Source organism: Microbacterium sp. K27 (genome assembly GCF_004794435.1).
GTDB classification, from domain to species: domain Bacteria; phylum Actinomycetota; class Actinomycetes; order Actinomycetales; family Microbacteriaceae; genus Microbacterium; species Microbacterium maritypicum_A.
Genome location: NZ_SSDK01000026.1, coordinates 60,395 through 79,251, shown reverse-complemented (window position 1 = coordinate 79,251; position 18,857 = coordinate 60,395). Strand labels below are relative to the sequence as shown.

Sequence of the window (18,857 nt, the reverse complement as noted above, 5' to 3'; positions counted from 1 at the left end):
CTAGGGCACCGCCCGGTCGCCCTTGGTCAGGGTGACGCGCGGCGTCAAGCCCCTGCGGGCGACCGGCGTCGCCTCATAGTGTGGGGGCGTGACGAACAGCGAAACGAGATCAGACTCCCCCGCAGAGCCGGGACTCATCGCGCGCATCACCGGGCCGGTGATCGCCTGGGCTCTCGCGCGCCGACCGGTGCGCGCCGCGTTGCTCTACACCGAGCGTCGCGGACCGATGCTCGCCGACAGCGTCACGTACCGGGCGCTCTTCAGCGTGTTCGCCGGCGTGCTGCTGGGCTTCTCCATCGCGGCGCTGTGGCTCGCCGGGAATCCCGTGGCCTGGCAGGCGATCATCGACTCCGTGCAGGCGGCGGTACCGGGGCTCATCGGCGAGGATGGCGTGATCAAGACCGAGGATCTGCGTGCGCCCGCCTCGCTGTCGATCGCCGGGATCATCTCCCTCGTCGCCCTCGTGGGGTCCGCGCTCGGCGCCATCGGCTCACTGCGCACGGCCGTGCGCGTGCTCGCCGGGACCGTGCAGGACGACATCCTCTGGATCTGGGTGATCCTGCGCAACCTCGCGCTCGCGCTCGGCATCGGTGTCGCGTTCGTCGCCTCGGCCTTCCTCACCTTCGCCGGCCAGCTCGGCGTCACATGGATCGCCGGAATGCTCGGCCTTCCCGAGGACTCACCCGTCGCGGCCTGGACGGTGCGCCTGGTGTCGCTCGTGGTCGTCTTCGCCCTGGACGCGGTGATCATCATCGGTGTGTTCCGCCTGCTGTCCGGAGTCCGCCCGTCGCCTCGATCGCTCTGGTCCGGTGCGCTGCTGGGCGCGCTGGGACTCCTGGCACTGCAGGAGCTGTCTGGCCTCTTCGTGGGTGGCGCCACGAGCAATCCGCTGCTGGCCTCGTTCGCCTCGCTGCTCGCGCTGCTGATCTGGCTGAACTTCTCCGCACAGGTGATGCTTTTCGCCTGCGCCTACATCGTGACTGCCGAAGAGGAGAAGTCCGATCGCGTGCACGCGAAGTTCGCGGCGACCACGTTTCCGCAGCGAAGACTGCAGCGCGCGGAGGTCGACGTGCAGATCGCCACGGCCGAACTGCGAGCGGCGCAGAAGGCCGCGAGTCCTGACACCACTTCGTGACGGTGCGCCCTCGTTGTGACCAAATCTAGTAGATTGGTCACAACGAGAGGATGCCATGGATCCCCGACGCACGAGCATCGTCCTCCCCCGTGCCACGGTCTCCGCTCTGGAGTGGCGACCGGCATGCGAGTCCGGTATGCCCGTCCTGCTCCTGCACGGCGGCGGTGCCGATAACGCCGAACTCTCGTGGAGTGCGGTCGGACATGCTCTCGCCGAGGCGGGGCATCGCGTGATCGCGCCCGACCATCCGGGCTTCGGGCAGAGTCCACGTCCGGACCGGCCGCTCACTCAGGAACGGCTCGTGCGATACGTGGGCGAGCTCGTCGACAGGATCGGTCTCGCCGACTACGCCGTCGCCGGCCTCTCACTCGGCGGCGGCATGGCGGTCGGGCATCTCCTGGATCGACCCGGCCGCGCGCGATCAGCGATACTGCTCGGATGCTACGGTCTGATGCCCCGTCTGGCCGACGGCTTCTCCGGTCGGCTCACGCACTTCGGCACATTCCTCCTGCTGCGTTCGGGTCTGCTCGCCCGGATGACCCGCGCGTACGCGCACAACCGTTCAGCGATGGAACGAGGGCTGCGAGAGCTGGTGCGGAACCCGACAGCGCGCACGCCTGAACTCGTGGATGCGGTGCTCGCCGAGGCCGCCACCGGCACCGGCCTGGAGACGTTCGGGGAATGGCAGCGCGATCAGGTGCTCTGGAATCGACTGCGCACCGTGTACGTCGAGCAGCTGCCTTCGATCACGACGCCCACGCTCCTCGTGCACGGCGATCGTGACTCCGGCGTTCCCCTCGCGCGCATCCGGATCGCCGCCGAGCAGCTGCCGGTGGGGTCGCTGGTGACCGTACCCGGTGCCGGACACTGGGTGCAGCGCGACCGCCCCGACCTCGTCATCCCGGCCATGCGGGAACACCTGGAAAGGAGCGGCGATGCCCAGACCCCGCGTCCCTGACCGTCGCGAGCGCATCCTCGACGCGGCCGAACGACTGGTGCTCGCGCAAGGCTTCGACAGCGTGAGCGTGTCGTCGATCGCCGACGGCGCCGGGATCGGCAAGGGTGCGGTCTATCTGGAATTCAGCGGCAAGCGGGAGATCCTCGATGCACTCCTGCAGCGCGGGACGGCGCGCATGAATGAGCGCGTGAGCCGCGAACTGGGCGACCGACCCCGCCTGAGTTCTGCGTATCGCGCCTCCGCACGCGCGCTGAGTGCCGATGCGCTCATGACGGCGGCGTTCCTCGACGACCGTGGCATCCTCGGTGCGCACGTGGCGGAGATCACGGACAGCCGGTATCGCGATCGGCAGCGACGCGTCGTCGAGTGGCTGCACGGCCTGCAACGGCGCGGCGAGATCGTGGCGGACGTGGACGTCGAGGCGCTCGCCCTCGCGCTCTCGAGCGCGTCGATCGGCCTCCTCTCGGCGGCACGACTGCTCGGGCCGTTCGACTCCGCGCAACTCGAACGCGCGATCGACACGATCGGCCGCATGGCCGAGACCTTCGAGAGGACCTGACCATGCACGTGGAGAGCTTCGGAGCACGCGACGGACATCCCCTGCTGCTCCTGCACGGTGGAGGTGTCGCCGGGTGGATGTGGGAGCCGCTGCGCGCGCACCTCGGCGAGGGTCTACGCATCGTCGTCCCCGATCTTCCCGGACATGGTCACAGCACCGACGAGGCATATGTGTCTCACGCGGTCACGACCACGGCCCTCGCCCGCCTGCTGGACGACCTAGGGAGACCCGCCACGGTCGTCGGCTTCTCACTCGGCGCCCAGCTGACCGTGCAGCTCGCAGCTCGGCACGCAGAGAGGGTGCGGAACGTCGTCGTGGTCAGCGCACAGGCCGCTCCGATGTGGGCGACCCGTCCCACACTCGCCCTTCTCGGCGCGACCGCCGGCCTCGCGAAGAAGCAGTGGTTCGCCCGGATGCAGGCCCGGGAGCTGTTCATCCCGGACAAGCTCCTGGACGACTACGTGCGTACGTCGGCCGGCATCTCACGGGCGAGTCTGCTGCGCTCCGTCGAGGAGAACCTTCGATTCTCACCACCGCCAGCATGGCGGTCGTATCCCGGAGCGGCGTCGATCCTCGTCGGGGGGAAGGAGAGGTCGCTCATGAAGCGCTCAGCGGCTCTGCTCCACGTTTCACTCCCCCACAGCGATCTGCGCGTCGTCGACGACTGCGGACACGGCATCCCCCTGCAGCGTCCCTCGTGGCTCGCCCGACACATCGAGGCGACGCTCGACGAGCCCCCTCACCCCGCGTAGCCCGGGACGCCGGGTCAGAGCGCCGCCGGAAGACGACTCGGGGTCAGCTCGGGCAGACGCCCTTGTCCTGGAGCGTGGTGTCGGTGACGATCGCCCCGTCCACATCGATATCGATCACGGCCGCACCGTCGACGACCTCGAGACCGGTGAGGGCGAGGCCCGCGGGTAGCTGATCGGCGATGCACACCCGTTGCGGCTGGGTCAGGCCTTCGCCGAGGGATCCGAGAGTGGAAGCGACCCGGTCGAGATCGATGTCGAGTCCGCCGATGCTCGCGGCCACCGGTGTCAGCTCGAGGTCGCCGTCGACCGTGCCCGGCGTGAGCGTGAGCGACAGCGGAACGGCGGCCCCCAGCACGCTGATCGACCCGCTCACCGTGGCGTTCGGGGCGGCGAACTCCACGGAGTCGACGGGCAGGTCTGTCCCGGCGAGCAGAGACGTGAACTGCTCCTGGCCGATGCGGATGGTCCCGGAGGCGCCGCCCAGATCGCCGCCGTGCAGCGGGACGTCCGTCGCTGTCACATCGACGGCGCCCGTGATGCCCTCCAACGTCACCGAATCCGTCGACAGACGCAGCGTGTCGAGGGTGCCGCCGATCAGCTGCGGCAGCAGGAGCCCCTGCGTCTCGACGTCGAGCTGCTGGTCGGCGGGCAGGTCGAGCTGTTCCACGACGATCGACCGCACGACGCCGGGGAGCACGGCGCGAGCGATGAGTTCCGCAGCGACCACGAGCACTGCGAGCACGACGACCACGATCAGCAGCGCCCAGGGCCAGCGGCGCCGTGTGCGCGGCGCGGCCGCCTCCTGATCGGAGGCGGAACCGGGGATCACGAGCGTCGGATGCTCCGCGGCGGCGTCGGGGTACGGCAGGGTGTGGTTGTCGTCGCTCATGCCTGCCATCCTGCCGTACCGAGAAGGACGCCGAGCCGCACTACATCCGCTCTGGTGCGGAGACGCCGAGGAGCTCGAGTCCGTTGCGCAGCACCTGACCGGTGGCGTCGTTGAGCCACAGCCGGGTGCGGTGGACGCTCTCGATCGGGTCTTCGCTCAGCGGGATCACGCGGCAGTTGTCGTACCAGCGGTGGTACAGGCCGGCGAGCTCCTCGAGGTAGCGGGCGACACGGTGCGGTTCGCGCACCTCGGCGGCGAACGCCACGATGCGCGGGAACTCCTGCAGCGCACCGAGCAGCGCCGCCTCGGTCTCGTGCGTGAGGGTCTCGGGAGCGAACTCCGAGCGATCCACACCGGACTGGCCGGCGTTGCGTGCGACGTTGTGGGTACGCGCGTGGGCGTACTGCACGTAGAACACCGGATTGTCGTTCGTGCGCTTCTGCAGAAGCTCGGGGTCGAGGTCGAGCGGCGAGTCGGCAGGCGAGCGCTCCAGCGAGTATCGCAGCGCATCGCTACCGAGCCAGTCGAGCAGATCATCCATCTCGATGATGTTTCCCGCACGCTTGCTGAGGCGCGCACCGTTGATCGACACCATCTGGCCGATGAGCACCTGGACGTTCTTCTCCGGGTCCTCTCCTGCCGCTCCGGCGACGGCCTTGAGGCGGTGCACGTAACCGTGGTGGTCGGCGCCGAGAAGGTAGATCTTGTTCTGGAAGCCGCGGTCGCCCTTGTTCAGGTAGTAGGCGGCGTCGGCGGCGAAGTACGTGTACTCGCCGTTCGACCGGCGGATGACACGATCCTTGTCGTCACCGAAGTCGGTCGTGCGCACCCACACGGCGCCCTCGTCGTCGAACACGTGTCCCTGTTCGCGCAGACGGTCGACGGCCTGGTCGATCAGGCTCGTGCCGGACGCATCCTTGGCGTGCAGCGTGCGCTCCGAGAACCAGACGTCGAACGGCACGTTGAAGCGGTCCAGCGAGCTCTTGATCTCGGCGAGCTGGGATTCGTACGCGAGTTCCATCGCGACGGCGGACTGCTCGGCATCCGGCAGCTGCAGCAGGTCGGGTCGCGCCTCGAGAACACGGCCGGCGAGGGTCGTGATGTACGCGCCCGGGTAGCCGCCCTCGGGGGTGGGCTCGCCCTTCGCCGCCGCGAGCACCGAGCTCGCGAAGCGCTCCATCTGCGCACCGGCGTCGTTGATGTAGTACTCACGCACGGCGTTCGCACCGCTCGCGAGGAGCAGACGCACGATCGAGTCGCCGAGAGCAGCCCAGCGCGTATGGGCGATGTGCAGCGGACCGGTCGGGTTCGCGGAGACAAACTCGACGTTCACGCTCACTCCCGCCTGCGACGCGTTCGTGCCATAAGCGCTACCGGCATCGACGATGACCTTCGCCAGCGCACCCGCCGCTGCGGCATCGAGACGGATGTTGATGAACCCGGGGCCGGCGACCTCGGCGCTGGCGATGCCGTCGACGTCGGCGAGGCCGTCGACGATCTGCTGCGCGAGCTCGCGCGGGTTCGTGCCGAACGGCTTGGCCATGCGCATGGCGATGTTCGAGGACCAGTCGCCGTGGTCGCGGTTGCGGGGGCGCTCGAGCACGATGTCGGATGCGGAGAGCTCCAGCGGCTCGCCGGGACGTCGTTCCTCGGCGATCGGTGCGAGGACGGCGAGGAGGGCTGCGGCGAGGGTTTCGGGGTTCATAGCCTCCCCAGTTTACGGGGCCGGAAGGTCACGACCGACGGCGCGGGGCTCCCCGAATTTGCGTTCGGCCTCCGGTGATCTACTCTCATGCCATGAAGCCGCCCGCCACCCGTCGCCGAGTGGGCGCCGCCGGTATCGCCGCCGGCCTGCTCATCGCCGTCGCGGCAGTGGTCCTCGGCGTGTGGCGGCCATGGATCCCGGCGCCCTCCACGACTCCGATCAGCGCACCCGCCGATGCGGCATCCGGCCCCTCGGCGGTCATCGCTCCGGCGCCGCTCGTCCTGCCGGAGCATCCGACCGTGCTGGTGTTCGGCGACTCCTGGACCTACGGTTCGGCGGCGACCGTCCCGACCCTCGGCTACGCCTACCTGTTGGCGGACCTGCTCGACGGCGAAACCGTCGTGAACGGAGTCCGCGGGAGCGGATACCTGAAGCCCGGGATCGACGGCCCCTCCTTCGGCGAGCGGATCGCCGCCCTCGACCCGTCCCTCTCGCCGGATCTCGTCATCATCCAGGGGTCCATCAACGACCGCGCACAGGGTGTCGCCGGGTACCGCGAGGCCGTCAACGCCGCGTGGGACGCGATGGCCGCCACCTACCCGGAGGCGACGATCGTGGTGCTCGGTCCGGCGCCGCACGAGCTCCCCGTGGGCACGGCCACCGCGCGTATCGACGCGGATCTCTCCGAGCTCGCCGCCGCACGCGGCTGGTGGTACATCTCCCCCATCGCCCAGGACTGGATCACCCCGCAGAACTACCTCGACGTGATCGACGTGGACGCGGGACGCCAGCATCCCTCCACGGACGGCCACCGTTATCTGGCCGAGAAGCTCGCTGCGGCGCTGGACGAACTGCGCGCCGCGCCCGTCACCGTGGCCGGTGGGTCGGAGACCACCCCCGACGAGTGATATTGTCGATCGGTACGCCTCCGTAGCTCAGTGGATAGAGCGCCGGTTTCCGGTACCGTAGGTCGCAGGTTCGACTCCTGTCGGGGGCACACACGTTGTACGCGAATGGAACGTCAATCCATACGAAGTCCATCCGAGTATGAGAAAGCCGCCTGGTTTCAGGCGGCTTTTCTCGTACACAGGACCGGCGAGCACTAGTGGGGCTTCGGACCCGCGTCATGGCGAGCACCGGGCCCGCTCGACGTCGGTGGATCACTCCGACTGAGCGCTCTCCATGGCGGACAGACTCCCCAGCAATCGGAGACGCTCTTCGGTGGGGCCGCCCGGCGAGGGGGTCATGGTGAACATGCCGAGCCCGGGATCCGCAGGCAGCTCGAAACCCTCGTAGTCGAAGAGGAGCGCCCCGACGTCCGGATGGTGGATCCGTTTGCTTCCGGTGCGGTGGAAGCGAACATCGTGGGCTGCCCAGCGCGTACGGAAGACGTCACTACGCGTGACGAGTTCGCCGATCAGATCGGTGAGGTCCTTGTCGTGCGGGTTGCGTCCCGCTTCGATTCTGAGTGAGGCGACGATGCTGTTGGCCCCGGACTCCCAATCGACGTAGAAGTTCTGCGCAGCGGGGTTGAAGAACGTGTAGCGGGCGTTGTTGCGCTGATTGGCGGCGTCGTCCAGAATCGGCGCGAAGACGGCCCGACCGATGACGTTCACGGCGAGGAAGTCCTTGCGTGCGTTCGAGATGTAGGCGGGAACGCTGATGCTGTCCAGGAGTCGCTGAAGCGCGGGCCGGATGACGGGCGTCGCAGCCCGCGGACGTGCGCGTGCAGAACGGGTCGGGGCGGCGTTTCGGGCGAGGTCATGGAGGTGGGCGAGCTCGGCGTCGTCGAGGTGGAGTGCGCGCCCGAGCGACTCGAGCACTTCCGGGGAGACGCCGGACAGGTTGCCGCGCTCCATCCTGGCGTAATAGTCGACGCTCATCCCGGCCAACATGGCCACCTCTTCGCGGCGGAGACCGGTGACACGTCGTCGGCCTCCGCCGATGATGCCGGCCTGCTCCGGGGTGAGTCGTGCTCGCCGCGTGGAGAGGAACTCACTCACCTCGGCTCGTTGTGTCATGCCTGCCACGTCGTGCCTTCCCGTCGTGTGTGGATGGGTGTCGTGTGCGGATACGTACCGACCGGCGGCGCTCACGAGCCGCCGGTCGACGAGCTACCGGCCGAGCCGGCTCAGGTCGTCCCGCACGGTGGCCGGTTCGTCGGTGAGAGGCATGTTCGGCATGTCGAGTGCGCCGTCGATTCCAGTATCTCGGACGAGCGCCTCGAACTCGGGGGCCAGGTCCTCCTGCGCTGCCCCTCGCTCCGCGACCAATTCAAGGGTTCGGTGGTCCGCCGCGTCGATCTCCAGACAGTCGAGCAGCACGCGCGCGATCTGGTCGCGGGCGATGACCCCGTCTGCCGGCGAGGCCGTGCTGTACTGGTCCCCTTGGCGGAAGACGATGTGGCGCTCGTCCGGTGCGTTGTAGTCGAACCAGCCGGGGCGGACGACCGTGTACCGGTTGCCGGACGCGCGGACGAGCCGCTCGGCCCTCCGTTTCCAGTCGTGACCTTCGTTCGCCCGATCCGTCGTGCCGACAGCGGTCATCAGGGCGATGCGCACAGGGCGTCCGTCGAGCACAGTGAGCACGTTGGCCACTGCTCCGTAGTCGACCTTCTCTGCGACACCACGGCCACCATGGGAGCCGTGGACGAAGACCACGGAGCCGACCCCGGCGACAGCGTCCGCCAGCGTCTCGGCCGAGGTGAGATCGCCGATGACGATCTCCGCGCCCTCCGGGACCCGCGCGGCGCGAGATGCGTCACGCACCAACGCGCGCACGTGTCGTCCTCTCGTGAGAGCCTCGCGGACGACGTGCACGCCGATGCTTCCGGTCGCCCCCACGACGAGAACCGTGGACGTCGCGGTCATGTCAGTTCTCCGGGATATCGCGACCGAACGCCTCGAGCGTGATGACCTCGGGCTCCGGGCCCCCGCGAACGCCGGTATCGAGAGCGTCAATGCGAGCGATCTCGTCGTCGGTGAGTTCGAAGTCGAACACATCGAAGTTCTCCGCAATACGAGCAGGCTTCACCGACTTGGGGATGGCCTGGACGCCGTTCTGGATGTGCCAGCGGAGCATCACCTGCGCTGCCGACTTTCCATGCGCGTCGGCGATGGCGACGATGACGGGGTCGTTGAACGTGCTCTGGGAATCGTCCCCTCGGTAGGACGTGATGCCGCCGATGGGCGACCAGGCCTGTGTGAGGATGCCGCGGTCCTTGCCGAACGCCTGCAGCTCGCGCTGCTGGAAGTACGGGTGCACCTCGATCTGGTTCACCGCCGGCACGATCTCGGTCTGCGCGAGCAGCGTCGTGAGGTGGTCGACCATGAAGTTGCTCACGCCGATGGCGCGGACCTTGCCCTCGGCGAGGAGAGTCTCCAGCGCCGTGTAGGCGGCGATGGTCTTGTCGAACTCACCGGGGAGGGCCTGGTGGAGGATGAAGAGGTCGATGACGTCGACCTGGAGCTTGCGGGCGCTCTTCTCGAATGCGTGCAGCGTCTGGTCGTAGCCGTAGTCGCTGATCCAGACCTTCGACTCGATGAACACGTCGTCGCGGGAAAGACCGGACGCCTTGATGGCGTCGCCCACTCCTCGCTCGTTGGCGTATGCGGCGGCGGTATCGATGAGACGGTACCCCGTGGAGAGGGCGGAAGAGACAGCCTCGACCGTTTCGTCCGGCGGTGTCTGGAAGACGCCGAAACCCAATGCGGGCATCTCGACGCCGTTGTTCAGGGTGAGGTGAGTGTTCGTCATGGGATCGACACTATGACCATCCATCAGCACCTGGGAGTGACTGTCGTTACACGGATAAGCGGTCAGTCCCGCCCGCCGCAACGCAGCACCAGGGGCCACCTATCCAGGTAACAGCAGAGCACCCCAGGCGATGAGGTACGGGCGTACCGTCGAAACATGGCCCGCACCGCTTCCCCGCAACGCCCCACGAAAGTCGGGCGCCGGGTCGCCGCTGCTGTCGGCATCGTGGCATCGGCCGTCTCGATCGCCGGATGCGCCGGATCAGACGATGCACGGCCCGACGTCTCGGCACCATCAGCACCACCGAGGGTCGAGGGAGACGCCGTGACCACGGACACCTATCGTGACGGAGAGTACTCCGCACGCGGCTGGTATGGCTCGCTCCCGTCCCATCACGACGTGACTCTCACCATCGAGAACGGCATCGTCACAGACGTCGACATCACCACGCCGGCAGATGACGAGATATCGCTGGGGTATCAACAGCGGTTCGCTGATGCCCTCCCGAGAGAGGTGGTGGGCACGCCGCTCGACGACATCGTGGTCGACCGACTCGCGGGATCCAGCGGATGTTCGGAAGGGTTCATGAACGCGCTCGCCGACATCCGCGAGAATGCCCTCCGCTGACTCGACTCCCCGCCTCCTCTGCCCCCCTTCTCCTTCACTGCGATGGGAACGCCACTGTGAACCTCGAACCGACCACACCGACCACCAAGAACACTGCAGACCAGTTCGTGGGAGACGTCTGGGTGGACCGAATCGCCGCACCGCACGATGGGGACCAACGGATGACCGTGGCCATCGTCAAGTTCGCCCCCGGTGCGCGCTCCGCGTGGCACTCGCACGCCAGAGGTCAGTACCTTCGTGTCACCCAGGGCGTCGCCCGCTTCGGGACGCGCGACGGGCAGATCATCGACGTGCACCCCGGAGAGACGCTGTACACGCCGCCCGGACAGGATCACTGGCACGCCGCCGCCGGCGACTCGTTCATGGAGCACATCGCCATGCTCGAGAACGCGGACGACCCTGCGGAGACCACGGCGTGGAAAGAGCACATCACCGACGACGATTACGCGGGGCGCTTCGACCGGCGGAACGGAGATCCTGATTCGCGACAGTAGGGCGGGAGTGGCGACGCCCTCCGTCAGATTGCTCTTTCGTCGTCTTGCTGGCGGCCTTCTTCTTCCTCCGTCCGCCCGTCCTCGTCCTCCGGTCGGGTGCGCACCGTGGTCGATCCGAGGGACACGGTGGCGAGCAGGCCGAGGGCGAGGAACCCTGCCGCTGTCCAGGCGGCGTAGCGGGTCCCTTCGGAGAAGGCGGCCTTGGCATCATCGGCCACATCAGCGGTCGCGGCATTCGATTCCAGCCCGCTGATCGCCGCCCCTGCGCTGTCGACCACGGCCGACACGATCTGGTCGCGCTGGGCGGCGGGGACACCGCGCTCGTCGAGCGAAGACGCGAGGATCCCGGCGGTGCTGGTGAAGAGAACAGTGCCAAGAACAGCGACGCCGAGGGCGGCGCCGATCTGCCGAGACGTGGACTGCGTGCCCGAGGCCGCCCCGCTGTCCGCGACCGGCACCTCGGCGAGCACGACCCCGGTCAGCTGCGCCGTGGCGAGGCCGACACCGAGTCCGTAGACGAAGAGGAACGGGATGAGTGGTCCCCAGGATGCGTCAGGGCCGATGACGAAGCCGACTCCCGCGACACCGATGATCTCGGCGATGAGGCCGGCACGCACCACCCAGACCGGGGCGACCTTTCCGCTCGAGGCTCCGGCGACACCGCTGGCGAGGAACGATCCGCCCGCCAGCGCGAGCAGGAGCAGCCCTGTCTGCACGGCTTCGAAACCGAGCACGAACTGCAGCCAGAGCGGAAGCGCGAGGATGATGCCGAACTCCCCCAACGACACCACCGCTGCGGCGATGTTCCCGTTGCGGAACGAGGAGATCGAGAACAGCCGCAGCGCCAGCAGCGTCGACTTCCCCACCCGTTCGCGGTGCCGTCCCCACAGGATGAACGCGATGACGGCGAGGACGGCGACAGCGAAGAACAGCGGGATCGGCGACAGCTCCCACGGCCAGGCCCAGTCTCCGAACTGCGGCCGCGTATCGACGAGCCACCAGCCGTAGGTCCGTCCCTCGATCAGGCCGAACACGAGGCTTCCCATCGCCGCTATCGACAGCAATGCTCCGACGATGTCGACGCGGGAGACGCGATCGCTGCGGGATTCCGCAACGGTCAGGAGCACGCCGATCACGATGATGATGCCGAGGGGGATGTTGATGCCGAAAGCCCAGCGCCACGAGTAGGCGGTCGTGAGCCACCCGCCGAGGAGCGGACCGACGGCCGCCATGCCACCGATCGTGGAACCCCATACGGCGAACGCGATTCCGCGCTCCCTGCCTCGGAAGGTCGCGTTGATGATCGAGAGGGTGGTGGGGAGGATCATCGCACCGCCGACGCCCTGCGCCAGTCGGGCCAGGATGAGCATGCCGCCGTCCGGCGACAGGGCGGCGAACACCGACGAGGCTCCGAAGACGACGACGCCGATGATCATCACCCGGCGTCGACCGAAACGGTCGGCGAGGCTGCCGAAGACGAGCAGCAGCGACGCGAAGACGAGCGTGTACGACTCCTGCACCCACTGGACCTCGGTCGAGGTGATGCCGAGGTCCTCCACGATCGCGGGGATCGCCACGTTGACGATCGTCGAATCGACGATGATCAGCGAGACCGCGATGCTGATGAAGACGAGCCCGAGCCAACGCAAGCGCACGTATCTTTCCATGATCGCTAGCCTAGTTAGCGAAATTCGATCGCGGTAGGCGGTGTCCCAGCGGGACGACGATAGGCTCGATACGTGCCCCTCCTCTCGATCGCCGGTTCGACGCGTGCCCCGCACCGTCTCCGTTCGGCGACCCCGATGAGGGAATGGATGCGGGTCATCCTGCACCCGGGCACGAACGGGTGGACCAGTGTCTGGGGCACCCTCTCGCACGGCGAGATCGCCGGCTGCCCGCCGCCACGGAACTAGACCACGCCTCGAACGGGGCGCTGGTCTTCTGCGCCATTCCCCCCTTCTCTCGCGTGAGGTATTTTCCGTGTCCCCGAATTCTTCCCCTGCCCGTTTCTCCCTCGCCCCGCATGCGCTGTGGAACGGCATCCGCTCCAACGCCCGCAGCGACGTCCTCGGCGGGTCGCTCCTGCTCGCGGCGACGTTCGCCGCGCTCGTCCTCGCCAACAGTCCCGCCGCCCCCTGGTACGAGTCCGTGCGCGACTTCACGTTCGGCATCCCGGAACTGCATCTCGAACTCAGCGTCGGCGCCTGGGCGTCCGACGGCCTGCTGGCGATCTTCTTCTTCGTCGTCGGTCTCGAGCTGAAGGAGGAGTTCGTCGCCGGACGCCTGCGCGATCCACGTCGAGCCGCCCTGCCGATCGCGGCCGCGATCGGCGGCGTGGTGGTTCCCGCTCTCATCTTCGTCGTGATCAACGCCGCCGGCGGTTCGGATGCCCTGCGCGGCTGGGCGATCCCCACGGCCACCGACATCGCGTTCGCCGTGGCCGTGATCGCCGTGGTCGGCAAGTTCCTGCCTCCCGCCCTTCGGGTGTTCCTGCTCACGCTGGCGATCATCGACGACCTCATCGCGATCACCATCATCGCGACGTTCTACACCGACACCATCAGCTTTCCGTGGCTGATCCTGGCGCTGCTGCCGCTGGCGGGATTCGCCGCCCTGGTGGCGAAGGGGGTGCGGGCGTGGTGGATCCTGCTCCCCCTCGCCATCGCCGTCTGGGTGTGCATCCACGCATCCGGTGTGCACGCGACCGTCGCCGGCGTGCTTCTCGGCTTCGTCGTGCCCGTCACGGCGACGGAGCGCGCCCGCGTGCGGGTCGGCACGGACGATGCCGGCCGACCGGTCTACGACGGTATGGCCGCGCACTTCGCCGACCGTTGGAGCATCGTGGCCACGCTGTTCGCGGTCCCGGTCTTCGCCTTCTTCGCCGCCGGGGTCACCGTCGGCGGGTGGGCAGGCCTCACGTCGGCGCTCACGGACCCGATCACCATCGGAATCGTCGTCGGCCTCGTGATCGGGAAGCCGATCGGCATCCTCGCCACGACCTTCCTGCTGAGTCGCCTCCCTGCGCTGCGCCTGGACGAGTCGCTGCGCTGGCCCGATCTGACCGGAATGGCGTTCCTCGCCGGTATCGGGTTCACGGTGTCCCTCCTGGTGGGCGAACTCGCCTACGGATCGAGCTCGGTTGCAGACGAACACGTGAAGATCGGGGTACTGGTCGGATCGTTCATCGCCGCCCTGCTCGGCGGGATCATCCTGGCGCGCAGCAATGCACGGGGACGTCGTGAGGTTCACGACGCCGGTCAGGTGCGCTGACGCACGGCGGTTGCTCGAAAGGCCGGCCGCCCCGCCGCCCGTCGGTGGCACTCCGCACCGATTCGCGGGAAGCTGGAGCATGAGGTTTCTCCGCTTGCTATGGCGCTATCCGGCGATCACGACCACCGTCCTCGTGTTCGTCGGCGTGCTCATCCTGCACGCAGTCGACGCGGCCGTCATCGGACGGTGGATCGCCACCGGTTACGTGGCCGCGTTCGTCGTCTGGACCCTCGTCGGCATGGTGCGGGATGTGCTTCGCGGCCACGTGGGTCTCGACATCCTCGCGGTGGTCGCGATGGTGGCGACGCTCGCCGTCGGCGAGTACATCGCATCCCTCATCATCGTGCTCATGCTGTCGGGCGGAGAGGCGCTCGAAGACTTCGCCGGCCGTCGCGCGAAGCGCGACCTGTCCGCGTTGCTGGATCGTTCTCCGCGCATCGCCCACGTGCTCGTGCACGCACAGGCCGCGGATTCGGACGAGGTGAGGGATCTCCCCGTCGACGAGGTCGCGATCGGCGATGTGCTCCTCGTGCGCCCGTCGGAGGTGGTGCCCGTCGACGGCGTGCTGCTCACCGAGACCGGAACCTTCGATGAGTCGTCGCTGACCGGCGAGAGCATGCCCGTGGCCCGCGAGTCCGGAGGGGAGGTGCTCTCCGGAGCGATCAACGGCAGTCGCGCTGTGCGGATCCAGGCCGTTCGCTCGAGCGCAGACAGCCAGTACCAGCAGATCGTCGCACTCGTGCACGCCGCAGAGGACTCCCACGCGCCGGTGGTGCGGCTCGCCGACCGCTTCGCGATCCCCTTCACCGCGGTGTCGCTCGTCCTGGCCGGCACAGCCTGGGCCATCTCGGGCGACGCGACGCGCTTCGCCGAGGTCCTCGTGCTCGCGACGCCCTGTCCTCTCCTGATCGCCGCCCCGGTCGCGTTCCTGGGAGGCCTCTCACGCGCGGCGAAGACAGGCGTGATCATGAAGGGCGGCGCCGTCATCGAACAGATCGCGCGCGTGCGATCGGCGGCCTTCGACAAGACGGGAACGCTCACGCAGGGCCGACCGGAACTCGTCGATGTCCGGCCGGCGAACGGCTTCGGCGCGGACGAGGTCCTGCAACTCGCCGCCTCGGCGGAGCAGTACTCGACGCACGTGCTCGCCGAGGGCATCCGTCGCGCCGCGGACGCGCGCGGACTCGCGCTGCGTGTCGCGACAGAGGCCAGGGAGGAGGCCACGAACGGTGTCGTCGCCGAGATCGATGGTCGAGCTGTCGTCGTCGGCAAGCCCGCCTACGTGGCCGCTCTCGCGCCCGACACCGTGCGGGCGACGTTGGAGCTGAGTCAGGCCGCAGCCTACGTGGCCGTCGACGGCCGTTTCGCCGGGGTGCTCGTACTCGCCGACCACCCGAGGCCCGAAGCAGCGGCCGTCGTCTCGTGGTTGCGGACGCACGAGGTGGATCGCGTGGTCATGCTCACGGGCGACGTCGGGCCGACTGCGGAATCAGTGGCTCATCAGGTGGGCATCTCGGAGATCCACGCCGAGCTGCTTCCGCCCGAGAAGGTCGCTCTCGCCGGCGAACTCCAACCGCGGCCGATCATGATGGTCGGCGACGGCGTGAACGACGCCCCTGTGCTCGCCGCCGCCGATATCGGCGTCGCCATGGGCGCGAAGGGAGCGACCGCTGCCGGCGATGCCGCTGATGTCGTGATCCTCGTCGACTCGCTGGCGAAGCTCGTCGATGCGGTGTCGATCGGTCGCCACACTCTGCGGGTCGCCCTGACCGCGATCTGGATCGGGATCGGCTTGAGCGTCGGGCTCATGATCGTCGCGATGACCGGCCTCATCCCCGCGGTGGTCGGAGCACTCGTCCAGGAGCTCGTCGATCTCGCGACGATCCTGTACGCGCTGCGGGCGCTGAGCGGCCCCTCGACGGTGCTCGCCTCCGCGCCCGCCCGTCCGCAGGTGAAGACCGAGACACCGGCACCGCAGCGCAAGGAGTGAGGAGTCACGACCTGCGCGTACGACGACCGACCCGACGGAGGCGGATCATCCATGTGGACGGTTTCGCTGCGGCAGCGTGAGGGTGAACCTGCAGCCGGCCCCACTCGGCGAACGACCTTCCAGCGTTCCGCCGTTCGCCACCGCGAGTCCGCGCGCGATCGCCAACCCCAGCCCGGCTCCGCTCGTCGCCAAGGGGGCCATGCTCCGGGTGCGGGCGAGGTCGCCACGCCATCCGGCATCGAACGCCTGCTCGAGAGCCTCAGGGGTCATGCCGGAGCCGTGGTCCTCCACGCTGATCCTGACCGCGTCGGCATCGGCCTCCAGGAAGACCGTCGCCGCGGTCCCCTCAGGGGTGTGCTGCACCGCATTGGCGAGCAGGTTCATCAAGATGCGCTCGATGCTGAGAGGATCGGCGAAGGCCGTGACGTCGCCTGACTCGTCGACTTCCAGGTGCACCGTCGCGCCGAGATTACGGGCTGTTCCCACGGCATCGCCGACCAGATCGGCGACATCGAGGTGCTCCGGGCTCAGCGGCACCCGATCGATCTCGATGAGCGAGAACGCGAAGAAGTCCTCGACCAGCGCCCCGAGACGGCTGCTCTGCGCGCGAAGCCTCGTCGTGAACTCGACACGGTCCTCGATGATCCCGTCCTCGTGAGCGCGGATGATCGCGTCGATGGCGGCCAACGGTGTCCTCAGATCATGGGAGATCCCGGTGATGAGGTGCCGTCTCGCCTCCTCCTGCCGGAGATTCGTCTCCCGAGCCTCGTGGAGCGCGCGCGCAGCGTTGTGGAGCTCTCGATCGATCTGCCGATACTCCCAGTTCGACACCACCGTGTGGTCGTCGAGGGGACGACCCGATGCCAGTTGCCGGGTGTGCAGGCTTATCCGTCTGCTCTCCTCGACCAGCCGGTTTCCCAGGCGCCACGCCAGCAGCATCGTGCCCGAGCCGGCGAGGATCGTCGCTCCGAGGATGAGCGGCAGATCGTCCTCCTCGATCTGCATCCGCGAGGCCGCGAAGGCGAAGGATGCCGACATCCCCACGACCACCGTCATCACGACGATCATCATCTGACAGCGCATCGAGTACCTGCGGGTCAGCCGAAGCGCGACCGCCCCGAAGACTCCGGTCAGGATCACCGCCGCCACGACGACTCCGAGCGTTTCGAGGAGCATCGCGTTCATCTCGTCGCTTCGCTGTCGAGCAGATAGCCGTGCCCCCACACCGAGCGGATGACGACCGGCCGGGAGGCATCGGACTCGACCTTCAGGCGGAGGCGACGGATGTTGACGGCCACAGCCGAGGTGTCCCCGGCCTCCCATCCCCACGCTCCACCGGCGATCTCCTCGCGCGAGTGCACCCGATCGGGGTGGCGGAGGAGGAAAGCGAACAGCTCGAACTCCCGGACTGTCAGCTCCAGGTCGACGCCATCGCTCTGGATCACCCGCATCGCCGGCGTCAAGCGGAACCGTCCGAGGGTGATCGGCGACTCGCCGGCGCCCTGGTGCGCGGTCCGCTGCAACAGCCGGATCACGCGGAGCACGATCTCGCGCGGTGCGACGGGCTTGACGACGTAGTCATCCGCGCCGGCTTCCAGGCCGTCGATGCGTTCATGCGGCTGCCCCATCGCCGTGAGCAGGAGAATCGGAGCGTTCGACGTGGTGCGCAGACGACGGCAGATCTCCACGCCGTCGACGCCGGGGATCATACGGTCGAGGAGCACCACATCCGGAGGACTGAGCGTCGCGGCTTCCAACGCCGCGAAGCCGTCGGCGACCGCTTCGACGGAGAACCCGGCACGACGCAGATAGGCCACGAGGATGCTGCGCAGCTCCTCATCGTCCTCGACGACCAGCACCCGGCCGTTCGCGAGGTCGGCCAACTGCACTTCCACGGTTCTGCGCACCTTCCGAAGATACGTCGTCGTTGCCGACAGAGTCCTGCACTCTCAGCGGAACGACGGGGCGCGCTTCGACAGGAACGCCGCCATGCCCTCCTGGCCGTCCGCGTGTGCCAGAGCGTCCCGGAACAGTGTGCGCTCCGCCACCGCACGCAGCGGCGCGGGCATCGCGAAAGCGGCCTTCACGGCGGCGAGCGCGCTCCTCGACGCACGGCTGAACGCGAGCGCCTGACCGCCCACCGCAGCGGCGAGCCCATCGGCGTCGGGAAGCACGGCGTCGATGAGACCCCACTCCTCCGCCGTCGCGGCCGTCACCCGCTCGCCCGTCAGGGCCATGCGTCGCGCCCGGCCGTCGCCGATCCGGGCGGCAACACGATACGTGCCGCCGAAGCACGGGATCAGGCCCAACCCGACCTCGGGCAGCGCGAAGAGCGAGTTCGCCGTGGCGTACACGAGGTCGCAGGCGGCCGCGAGTTCGCACCCACCTCCGAGCGCGTGACCGTCGACGGCGGCGATGACCGGCACGGGGCAGGCGGCGATGCTGTCCATGGCCGCCTGTCCGGCGCGGCTGATGCGCTCACCGGAGTCGGACGATGCGGCCGCCATCTCGGCGATGTCGGCCCCGGCCACGAACGCGCGTGTTCCGGTCGAACGCACGACCACGGCGCGGGGGCGATCCGCGGGCGCCGTCTCGGCGAGCTCTGTGAACACCTGCCGGATGGCATCGAGCTCGTCGATGCCCATGGCGTTGAGCTGAGCGGGGCGGTCGAGGGTGACGGTGAGGGTGGTCCCCTCGGAGCTGATGAGCAGTGTGGACACGG

The 18,857-nt window shown here is 68.4% G+C and carries 19 protein-coding genes and 1 tRNA gene; 11 read left to right on the top strand and 9 right to left on the bottom strand.

Going from position 1 to position 18,857, the window contains the following annotated elements:
- The first annotated feature begins 88 nt into the window (after positions 1-88).
- Genes DW307_RS01900 through DW307_RS01885 form a run of 4 tightly spaced genes read left to right on the top strand, consistent with a single transcriptional unit; the run spans position 89 to position 3,404 of the window.
- A complete protein-coding gene (locus DW307_RS01900; RefSeq protein ID WP_021199356.1) occupies positions 89-1,135 on the top strand; it encodes a YihY/virulence factor BrkB family protein in 1,047 nt (348 codons plus the stop codon).
- 55 nt (positions 1,136-1,190) lie between these two features.
- The gene (locus DW307_RS01895; RefSeq protein ID WP_136023775.1) at positions 1,191-2,093 is read left to right on the top strand and encodes an alpha/beta fold hydrolase; all 903 of its coding nucleotides are present in this window, start codon (positions 1,191-1,193) and stop codon (positions 2,091-2,093) included.
- Positions 2,071-2,652 carry a TetR/AcrR family transcriptional regulator gene (locus DW307_RS01890; RefSeq protein WP_136023774.1) on the top strand — a complete coding sequence of 194 codons (582 nt, stop codon included), beginning with the start codon at positions 2,071-2,073 and terminating at the stop codon, positions 2,650-2,652. The genes DW307_RS01895 and DW307_RS01890 overlap by 23 nt, the downstream gene beginning before the upstream one ends.
- 2 nt (positions 2,653-2,654) lie before the next feature.
- Positions 2,655-3,404: an alpha/beta fold hydrolase gene (locus tag DW307_RS01885; protein ID WP_136023773.1), complete on the top strand. Its 750-nt coding sequence runs from the start codon at positions 2,655-2,657 to the stop codon at positions 3,402-3,404.
- 43 nt (positions 3,405-3,447) lie between these two features.
- On the opposite strand, the gene DW307_RS01880 is transcribed toward DW307_RS01885, so the two are convergent.
- Together DW307_RS01880 and argS are read right to left on the bottom strand one after the other, a co-directional pair.
- Positions 3,448-4,293: an LmeA family phospholipid-binding protein gene (locus tag DW307_RS01880; protein ID WP_136023772.1), complete on the bottom strand. Its 846-nt coding sequence runs from the start codon at positions 4,291-4,293 to the stop codon at positions 3,448-3,450.
- Positions 4,294-4,333: 40 nt separating this feature from the next.
- A complete protein-coding gene (gene argS, locus DW307_RS01875; RefSeq protein WP_136023771.1) occupies positions 4,334-5,998 on the bottom strand; it encodes an arginine--tRNA ligase in 1,665 nt (554 codons plus the stop codon).
- A 92-nt stretch (positions 5,999-6,090) separates the two neighbouring features.
- On the opposite strand from argS, the gene DW307_RS01870 reads away from it, so the two are divergent.
- Together DW307_RS01870 and DW307_RS01865 are read left to right on the top strand one after the other, a co-directional pair.
- A complete protein-coding gene (locus tag DW307_RS01870; protein ID WP_240750447.1) occupies positions 6,091-6,906 on the top strand; it encodes an SGNH/GDSL hydrolase family protein in 816 nt (271 codons plus the stop codon).
- Positions 6,907-6,922: 16 nt separating this feature from the next.
- A tRNA-Arg gene (locus tag DW307_RS01865) sits at positions 6,923-6,995 on the top strand.
- 163 nt (positions 6,996-7,158) lie between these two features.
- Here DW307_RS01865 and DW307_RS01860 read toward each other — a convergent pair.
- The 3 genes from DW307_RS01860 to DW307_RS01850 all read right to left on the bottom strand — a co-directional run bounded on the left by DW307_RS01860 (position 7,159) and on the right by DW307_RS01850 (position 9,754).
- On the bottom strand, positions 7,159-8,019 hold the full coding sequence (locus DW307_RS01860) for a helix-turn-helix transcriptional regulator (protein WP_136023770.1): 861 nt from the start codon (positions 8,017-8,019) through the stop codon (positions 7,159-7,161).
- A 93-nt stretch (positions 8,020-8,112) separates the two neighbouring features.
- Positions 8,113-8,868, bottom strand: coding sequence for an SDR family oxidoreductase (locus tag DW307_RS01855; protein WP_021199348.1), 756 nt, complete (start codon positions 8,866-8,868; stop codon positions 8,113-8,115).
- Position 8,869: 1 nt separating this feature from the next.
- Positions 8,870-9,754, bottom strand: a complete 885-nt coding sequence (locus tag DW307_RS01850; protein ID WP_029258423.1) for an aldo/keto reductase — start codon at positions 9,752-9,754, stop codon at positions 8,870-8,872.
- A gap of 156 nt (positions 9,755-9,910) precedes the next feature.
- Here DW307_RS01850 and DW307_RS01845 point away from each other — a divergent pair, with 156 nt between their 5' ends.
- Together DW307_RS01845 and DW307_RS01840 are read left to right on the top strand one after the other, a co-directional pair.
- Positions 9,911-10,381: a hypothetical protein gene (locus DW307_RS01845; RefSeq protein WP_136023769.1), complete on the top strand. Its 471-nt coding sequence runs from the start codon at positions 9,911-9,913 to the stop codon at positions 10,379-10,381.
- Between the two features lie 56 nt (positions 10,382-10,437).
- Positions 10,438-10,875 carry a (R)-mandelonitrile lyase gene (locus DW307_RS01840; protein WP_136023768.1) on the top strand — a complete coding sequence of 146 codons (438 nt, stop codon included), beginning with the start codon at positions 10,438-10,440 and terminating at the stop codon, positions 10,873-10,875.
- Positions 10,876-10,898: 23 nt separating this feature from the next.
- Here DW307_RS01840 and DW307_RS01835 read toward each other — a convergent pair whose 3' ends face one another.
- The gene (locus DW307_RS01835) at positions 10,899-12,542 is read right to left on the bottom strand and encodes an MFS transporter (RefSeq protein WP_136023767.1); all 1,644 of its coding nucleotides are present in this window, start codon (positions 12,540-12,542) and stop codon (positions 10,899-10,901) included.
- A 72-nt stretch (positions 12,543-12,614) separates the two neighbouring features.
- Between DW307_RS01835 and DW307_RS18040 the strand changes: the two genes are divergently transcribed.
- From DW307_RS18040 to DW307_RS01825, 3 genes are all read left to right on the top strand, one after another.
- Positions 12,615-12,788 carry a hypothetical protein gene (locus DW307_RS18040; RefSeq protein ID WP_017831028.1) on the top strand — a complete coding sequence of 58 codons (174 nt, stop codon included), beginning with the start codon at positions 12,615-12,617 and terminating at the stop codon, positions 12,786-12,788.
- Positions 12,789-12,855: 67 nt separating this feature from the next.
- Positions 12,856-14,145, top strand: coding sequence for a Na+/H+ antiporter NhaA (gene nhaA, locus DW307_RS01830; RefSeq protein ID WP_136023766.1), 1,290 nt, complete (start codon positions 12,856-12,858; stop codon positions 14,143-14,145).
- 79 nt (positions 14,146-14,224) lie between these two features.
- Entirely contained in the window at positions 14,225-16,135 is a 1,911-nt protein-coding gene (locus DW307_RS01825) for a heavy metal translocating P-type ATPase (RefSeq protein WP_136023765.1), read from the top strand.
- Positions 16,136-16,180: 45 nt separating this feature from the next.
- Here DW307_RS01825 and DW307_RS01820 read toward each other — a convergent pair whose 3' ends face one another.
- From DW307_RS01820 to DW307_RS01810, 3 genes are read right to left on the bottom strand one after another with little or no spacing between them, the layout of a single operon-like run.
- Positions 16,181-17,311, bottom strand: coding sequence for a sensor histidine kinase (locus DW307_RS01820; RefSeq protein WP_168440969.1), 1,131 nt, complete (start codon positions 17,309-17,311; stop codon positions 16,181-16,183).
- 5 nt (positions 17,312-17,316) lie between these two features.
- Positions 17,317-18,042 carry a response regulator transcription factor gene (locus tag DW307_RS01815; protein ID WP_240750445.1) on the bottom strand — a complete coding sequence of 242 codons (726 nt, stop codon included), beginning with the start codon at positions 18,040-18,042 and terminating at the stop codon, positions 17,317-17,319.
- A gap of 42 nt (positions 18,043-18,084) precedes the next feature.
- Positions 18,085-18,855, bottom strand: coding sequence for an enoyl-CoA hydratase/isomerase family protein (locus DW307_RS01810; protein ID WP_136023763.1), 771 nt, complete (start codon positions 18,853-18,855; stop codon positions 18,085-18,087).
- Between the last annotated feature and the right edge of the window lie 2 nt (positions 18,856-18,857).